Source organism: Enterobacter sp. BWH64, from assembly GCF_001037645.1.
GTDB classification, from domain to species: Bacteria; Pseudomonadota; Gammaproteobacteria; order Enterobacterales; family Enterobacteriaceae; genus Enterobacter; species Enterobacter hormaechei_C.
In genome coordinates this window covers 1-6,483 of the sequence record NZ_KQ089924.1, presented here as the reverse complement: position 1 = coordinate 6,483, position 6,483 = coordinate 1, and the positions used below count along the sequence as shown (strand labels likewise).

Here is a 6,483-nt window from a genome sequence, read left to right as displayed (position 1 = left end):
GTGGTTTTTCGAAGGATCAGAAACCGGCAAGTTTCTGAACCAGGTAACAGTCTTGTGCGAGACATGTCACCAAATCTGTCCTTTCAGTGTAGCCGCAGTCTGGCCATCACTTCAAGTACTCTCAATACATCTCTCGCACAACCTGCTTACCAGTGGCTGCTGCCAGTGGCGTTTTTTCGTGTCTTTCCGGGTTGGACTCAAGTCGATAGTTACCGGAACAGGCGCAGCAGTCGGACTGAACGGGGGGTTCGTGCATACAGTCCAGCTTGGAGCGAACTGCCTTCCCGGAACCGAGTGTCAGGCGTGGAATGAGATAAACGCGGCCATAACAGCGGAATGACACCGGTAAACCGAAAGGCAGGAACAGGAGAGCGCACGAGGGAGCTACCAGGGGGAAACGCCTGGGATCTTTATAGTCCTGTCGGGTTTCGCCACCACTGATTTGAGCGTCAGATTCTGTGATGCTTGTCAGGGGGGCGGAGCCTATGGAAAAACGGCTCCGCCGTGGCCTTCTCGCTTCCCTGTTAAGTTTCTTCCTGGCATCTTCCAGGAAATTTCCGCCCCGTTCGTAAGCCATTTCCGCTCGCCGCAGCCGAACGACCGAGCGTAGCGAGTCAGTGAGCGAGGAAGCGGAATATATCCTGTATCACATATTCTGCTGACGCGCTGGTGCCACCTTTTTCTCCTGCTACATGAAGCACTTTCATAAAGTGTTACTCCGCCGTAACATATTAAGCCAGTATACACTCCGCTAGCGCTACGTGACTGGTTCAGGGCTGCGCCCCGAAACCCGCCAAAAGCCTGACGCGCCTGCGGCTTGTCCAACCCCGGCCGACCGGGAAAGGTTTTCCCGCCCGTCCCGGCGTTATCAGGAGACCGGTTTGTCAGAGAAACGGAACAAGATGCTCACCATGTGGGTGACGGAGGACGAGCACCGGCGGCTGCTTGAGCGCTGCGACGGCAGGCAGCTGGCAGCGTGGATGCGGCAGACCTGCCTGGACGAAAAGCCTGCGCGTACCGGAAAGCTTCCCTCGATCTCGCCGGCGCTGCTGCGCCAGCTTGCCGGCATGGGCAACAACCTGAACCAGATAGCCCGCCGCGTTAACGCCGGCGGTGGCACTGGCCATGACAGGGTGCAGATTGTGGCGGCGCTGATGACCATCGATGCCGGACTTGAGCGGCTGCGGCACGCCGTTCTTGAGAAAGGAACGGACGATGATCGTTAAATTTCATCCACGCGGTCGCGGCGGTGGCGCCGGGCCGGTGGACTACCTGCTGGGTAAAGACCGGCAGCGTGATGGTGCCACCGTCCTGCAGGGGAAGCCGGAAGAAGTCCGGGAGCTGATTGACGCGTCGCCTTACGTGAAGAAATACACTTCCGGCGTCCTGTCGTTTGCGGAGGCCGATCTGCCTCCCGGCCAGCGGGAAAAACTGATGGCCAGCTTCGAGCGGGTTCTGATGCCCGGACTTGATAAAGATCAGTACAGCATTCTGTGGGTGGAGCACGAGGACAAGGGGCGTCTGGAGCTGAACTTTCTGATCCCCAATACCGAGCTGCTGACCGGCAGGCGGCTCCAGCCGTACTACGACCGCGCCGACCGGCCGCGCATCGATGCCTGGCAGACCATCGTGAACGGCAGACTGGGGCTGCACGACCCGAACGCGCCGGAAAACCGCCGGGCGCTGGTCACGCCGTCCGGACTTCCGAAAACGAAGCAGGAGGCCGCAGAAGCCATCACGCGCGGACTGCTGACCCTTGCTTCGTCCGGGGAGCTGAAAAGCCGTCAGGACGTCACTGAGGCGCTGGAACGGTCAGGTTTTGAGGTGGTGCGCACCACGAAAAGCAGTATCAGCATTGCCGACCCGGACGGGGGGCGAAACATCCGACTGAAGGGAGCCATCTATGAGCAGTCTTTTAACGCTGGCGAAGGACTTAGAGCAGCAATCGAAAGCGCAGCAGCAGAGTACCGGCGAGATGCTGAAAGCCGCATTCAGCGAGCACGAGCAGTCTGTCAGAGCGGAACTGAGCGCAAGCGCGAGGAGAATCAGCGACGCCATCCTCGCCCACGAGCAGAGTATGAGCGAGGCGATGGAGAAAAACCGGCGGAGCGTACTGCGGACTGCCGGGCGGACATGGCTCACCATCCTGATGGTGTCAGCGCTGCTGATCGGCACGAGCGGGAGCATTCTGTGGTGGCAGGGGCAGCAGATAACCGACAATTACACGCATCTTCGTCAGCAGGAAGATACCCTGGCGAAAATGACCGCCCGGACGTGGGGAGTGCGCTATCAGGAGAGCAGCGACGGCCGGAGGTTTCTTATCCTGCCGCCGGGGATGCAAACCGAAGCCATCCCTTACGACGGGACGACATGGATCCGCCTGAAACAGGAGTAGCGGAAAATGACAGAGCTGGAAAAGCAGTTGCTGAGCGCATTAGAGCAGCTACAGCAGGACTACTCACAAAGGCTGGACGAATGGGAGAGCGCCTTCGCGGAATGGCGGAGCATGTGTGGTCTTATGCAACGGGAGAACGCGATGCTGAACGAGCGCGTGTCGGACTTGAGCACGCAGGTGCTGAGTTTAAGCGAGCAGCTGCGCCGCTTGTCCGGGAACTGAATGCCATCGAGCGCCGGCAGAGAGATAATCAGTATCAGAAAACACTGGAGCTGGAGCGGCAGCCGCAGAAAACCTACCGGGGACCGACACTGTGACTGACCTCCAGCAGGGGAAATCTTTCAGTATGAAAAATCTAGAGAGGTATTTCTGAATTCCTGCCAAGTTTTTTCATCCGGTGCAGGAGGAATATTCGCTTGTTTAACAGCCATCATTACTGCGTTACAAAGCTCTGAGTCCCCGCTCTCCGCTGTTGCGCCCATAACTAAACCATCGCGCCCGAGTAAGAGCCGAATAGTACATTTCTGCTCCTTATATGATTCAGGTTTGTACATCTTTTCTTCGACGGCGTGTTTTATTTTTGTTGCATAACTGGCGACATTATCGCTTGAACCTGCTTTTAAATCCCCTAGCAGGTCGTCAACGGGCTGGGTTGTTTCTGCTTTTGCCGATTTTTCTACGCTTGTATGTGGAGAGGCAGTGCATGCCGTCAAAAACAGCGGGATAAAGAACATAAATGGTGAAAAGCGTACTGATAAAGGCATCGCGGCATTCCTTGTTAACATAAAGGAGCCATCATAATTCTGTGGTTAAACCAAAGTAAACTATCAGAAATCACGCTCTCGCCATCCGTTTCCCGTCAGATTAAGAATCATGCATCTTTCTGCATAGTCATGCATGCCGATAAAACCTGGCAGGTGCGTTTCTGGCGGTTTTCCGGGTGGTTTGTTGCCTGTTTTATCCCGTAGCCGCCGGAAATGCCCTCAGGCCGTCTGAGCGGTGCGCGTAATGAGACGTTATGGTAAATCGTTTGTCAGCAGCTGGTGACATAGCACCAGAGCAAGTACAACGCCAGCATAAACCAAATCCCCCACTTCAGACACCATCGCCAGTATCTGAACAGATGCTTCTCCCGTGTATCCGCTTCATGAATGACGTTCTCCAAACTGTCATTTTTCACGATTTTTCTCCTCAATATCACGTCGGAACAACCTGGACCAGAGGCTGCGTTTTTTTTCCTGCTCCAGATCTTCATTCAGTCGGCTGATTTCGGCCAGCAGCTGTGTCCGCTCCTCATCGTGTTGCCGGAGTTCGGCTTCGCGAGTGCTTTTATCCTCCAACATCAATGTGACCGTCTGCTGCAGGGCAGTTAACTGCTGTTGTATCTCTTTCAGTTGCGGGTGTTCAGCTGGAGTATCGTCAATTTCTTGCTGTCCCTTTTTGTGCCTTTTGACTGTCTCCTCCGTCCGCAGTTCACCGTAAGCCCGAATCAGCTCGCTGGTGTCGAATTCTCGCCGTCCATCTTTCCCTGTGCGGTAACTGACAAGGCCTTTTTTCATGTCCCGATACAGCTGGGATCGCGAACGACCGGTCAGTTTTAGTGTGTCCTTTACGGTGTGCCAAGCCATAAAAATTACCGTGTCTCCTGTATGTCTCATGTTGAGCTCGCAGATTATATTTCTGTTTTAACATGGCATATCTAAGGTTGTCCGCAGGAAGTGAAAAAACCACAAAAAAATCATGTTGACGATGTGCTTTTTTCGGGCGTAGTATTAGATGTACTGTATATAAACACATTGTTATATATACAGTATTATGGTGTGGAAGAGTACTTATAACAGCGCGCTGCGGAAACGGCAGGCAACAAACCGCACACCTGATTTCTAATAAAACCGCACACCTGATTTCTAATAAAAATAAAACAAAAAGGGAAAAATTATGCCTGGGTTTAATTATGGTGGTAACAGTGTAGGGGATGGTACTAATTGGAGTTCTGAGCGGGGTTCTGACCCCACTACGCCAGGGGGCGGAGATAATGGTCATGCTGGAGATCATTCTTCATCTGGTAGTTCGTCATCAACTGTTGAACATACCCCTTGGGGAGACCTGACAACCGACGCTGCCGGCTATGCTTATATGAATGGTATTAAACTGACGGCAGATAACTCGCAACTTGCTTACGTTTCTCCAACTCATCTTGTGCGAGTACTTAATTCTCTGCTCGATCGTTCTTACATGAAACCCGAGCCAGGTGAACATTCCGGTGTGACGGGGGTGCCTGCGACATCCCCAAGCCGTGTAACCCTCGCAGATAACGCGCTGAAGAATGCACAATCAAAAGCCCAAGATGCCGCAGCTGCTCTGTCGAAAGCAAATGCGGCTATTAGTCAGGCGCAAACACGTCTGAATACAGCAAAAGCGAAAATCCCTAGTCTTGAAGCCAATGTTAACACGAAGCAACAGGCTTCAGATAAGGCCACTGCTCGTGCGCATGAGCTGGCTCATTTCCTGAATGATATGGGTGGGCCCGGGCGTTATAATGCCTTGAATGCCGGTTATCAGTCTGAAGTTGCACAGAGTGAGCTCGATAACGCTAAAAAGGCGTTAGCAAATGGCCATTCTGAAATTACCGCTGCACAGAAAGCTTTGGATGATGCTAAAAAGGCTTTACCTAATGCCACAGCAAACAAACAGAAGGCTGACAGTGCTGTGGCATCAGCTGCTGATATGAAAGATGCGATTACCACTACTACAGCCTTTTTCGAGTCAATTTCGAAAAAATTCGGTGAACGGGCTGCTCGCCTTGCGCAGGAACTGGCTGCCCAGGCTCGTAGTGCAAAAATCCGTAGTGTGCCTGAGGCGGTTGCTTTGTTTGATAAACATAAGGGTACTGCTGTAAACAAACTGAACGCAGCAGATAAGGCGGCGATCGCGAATGCGTTTAAATCTCTCGATCAGGCAGCCATGGCAAAACAATTGGCCGCGTATTCAAAGGTTTTAGGGCACTTTAATAAGGCGATGGATTTTGCTGATTTAGGTGCGGCGGTAAAAAAAGGTATTGAGACAGGTAATTGGAACGATGCCATCAACAAGCTTGAATCTATTGCTTTAACTAATACGGCTGGACAGTTAGCTGCGATTGCTTTTGCGGCAGCAGGTGCGCCACTTGGGATTGTGGGCTTTGGTATTGTCATGACCCTGTCTGGTGTCTTATTTAGTAACGAAAAAGTTTTGAGTGCAATTAATACATCGTTAGGCATGTAGCCAGTTTCCGTCCGGGGTGCTAGTTACCCGGACGGTTTTTATTAATGAAAGGATAAATAAAAAACAGTGGAACTGATAACAGTACGCAAAAAATATAAACAAAAATGAAAGCACCCCAAGATGGGCTGTCTGAACCGAAATAATTACCCCATGTTTCTCTTTTCATTTTTTTTAATGATAATTGTTCTGTGGTGTAAAAAGCAAAAGGGAAGATGACTGCACTTACCGCTAAGTAGCTAGCTATGTAAGGCATATAAGGCGCATAAGCTGGATAAATGTCTCCACTATTTAAATCTGTCAAGATTAAGTAAGTAAGATATCCGCAGCCAATCAAACCCCAGAGACAATGTTTTAAGTAATATTTAATAGTCATTTTTTTTGTTTAAGTTGAAATGCATTCTTGATTTTATCTAAAAAACTGTCTTTGGACAATGGATGAATTGTAAGACCGAAAGTTATTATAAATGTAGCCTAAAATAATAAAAAGAAGGATAGAATATGCGAATATCTTTTTTCTCGGGAATCGTCATAGTATCGATGATTCTCGCAGCATGCCAAGTGAATAACGTCCGAGATACTGGAGGTGGTACAGTTTCTCCAACATCCACAGTAACGGGCGTTACGCTCGACAGTGGTACGAATAGGTAACGATCCATAAAGGATCTGCTTGAGATCTTTTGCGATGAGTCGTAATCTCTTGCTCTGTAAACGAAAAAACCACCCGGCAAGGTGGTTTTTCGAAGGATCAGAAACCGGCAAGTTTCTGAACCAGGTAACAGTCTTGTGCGAGACATGTCACCAAATCTGTCCTTTCAGTGTAGCCG

At 50.9% G+C, this 6,483-nt stretch carries 9 protein-coding genes and 1 pseudogene; 6 read left to right on the top strand and 4 right to left on the bottom strand.

All coding sequences use genetic code 11. From position 1 onward, the window contains the following. Positions 1 to 121 precede the first annotated feature (121 nt). Complete coding sequence (locus SK50_RS24315) at positions 122 to 256, bottom strand: hypothetical protein (RefSeq protein WP_048230020.1); 135 nt, start codon at positions 254 to 256, stop codon at positions 122 to 124. Positions 257 to 902: 646 nt separating this feature from the next. Between SK50_RS24315 and SK50_RS22865 the strand changes: the two genes are divergently transcribed. The 4 genes and pseudogenes from SK50_RS22865 (at position 903) to SK50_RS23980 (ending at position 2,617) form a co-directional block, all read left to right on the top strand. Beyond that, the gene (locus tag SK50_RS22865) at positions 903 to 1,226 is read left to right on the top strand and encodes a MobC family plasmid mobilization relaxosome protein (RefSeq protein ID WP_180241484.1); all 324 of its coding nucleotides are present in this window, start codon (positions 903 to 905) and stop codon (positions 1,224 to 1,226) included. Further along, a pseudogene (locus tag SK50_RS24310) lies at positions 1,165 to 1,869 on the top strand (relaxase/mobilization nuclease domain-containing protein); the annotation flags it as partial. The gene SK50_RS22865 and the pseudogene SK50_RS24310, both read left to right, overlap by 62 nt. A 34-nt stretch (positions 1,870 to 1,903) precedes the next feature. Further along, positions 1,904 to 2,395, top strand: a complete 492-nt coding sequence (locus SK50_RS23985) for an MbeB family mobilization protein (protein WP_000096688.1) — start codon at positions 1,904 to 1,906, stop codon at positions 2,393 to 2,395. Positions 2,396 to 2,401: 6 nt separating this feature from the next. Beyond that, entirely contained in the window at positions 2,402 to 2,617 is a 216-nt protein-coding gene (locus SK50_RS23980) for an MbeD family mobilization/exclusion protein (protein ID WP_029590204.1), read from the top strand. A gap of 119 nt (positions 2,618 to 2,736) precedes the next feature. Here SK50_RS23980 and tolA read toward each other — a convergent pair whose 3' ends face one another. After that, positions 2,737 to 3,159 (bottom strand): cell envelope integrity protein TolA, encoded by a 423-nt coding sequence (gene tolA / locus SK50_RS22855; RefSeq protein WP_023316030.1) that lies wholly within the window; start codon positions 3,157 to 3,159, stop codon positions 2,737 to 2,739. A gap of 405 nt (positions 3,160 to 3,564) precedes the next feature. Beyond that, positions 3,565 to 4,023, bottom strand: coding sequence for a hypothetical protein (locus SK50_RS22850; RefSeq protein ID WP_032635016.1), 459 nt, complete (start codon positions 4,021 to 4,023; stop codon positions 3,565 to 3,567). Between the two features lie 310 nt (positions 4,024 to 4,333). Between SK50_RS22850 and SK50_RS22915 the strand changes: the two genes are divergently transcribed. Then, on the top strand, positions 4,334 to 5,659 hold the full coding sequence (locus tag SK50_RS22915) for a colicin-like pore-forming protein (RefSeq protein WP_096889074.1): 1,326 nt from the start codon (positions 4,334 to 4,336) through the stop codon (positions 5,657 to 5,659). 19 nt (positions 5,660 to 5,678) lie between these two features. Here SK50_RS22915 and SK50_RS23640 read toward each other — a convergent pair whose 3' ends face one another. Next, positions 5,679 to 6,032: a hypothetical protein gene (locus SK50_RS23640; protein WP_071992646.1), complete on the bottom strand. Its 354-nt coding sequence runs from the start codon at positions 6,030 to 6,032 to the stop codon at positions 5,679 to 5,681. Between the two features lie 125 nt (positions 6,033 to 6,157). Here SK50_RS23640 and SK50_RS23635 point away from each other — a divergent pair, with 125 nt between their 5' ends. Then, positions 6,158 to 6,307, top strand: coding sequence for a colicin release lysis protein (locus SK50_RS23635; RefSeq protein ID WP_071992647.1), 150 nt, complete (start codon positions 6,158 to 6,160; stop codon positions 6,305 to 6,307). Positions 6,308 to 6,483: the final 176 nt, after the last annotated feature.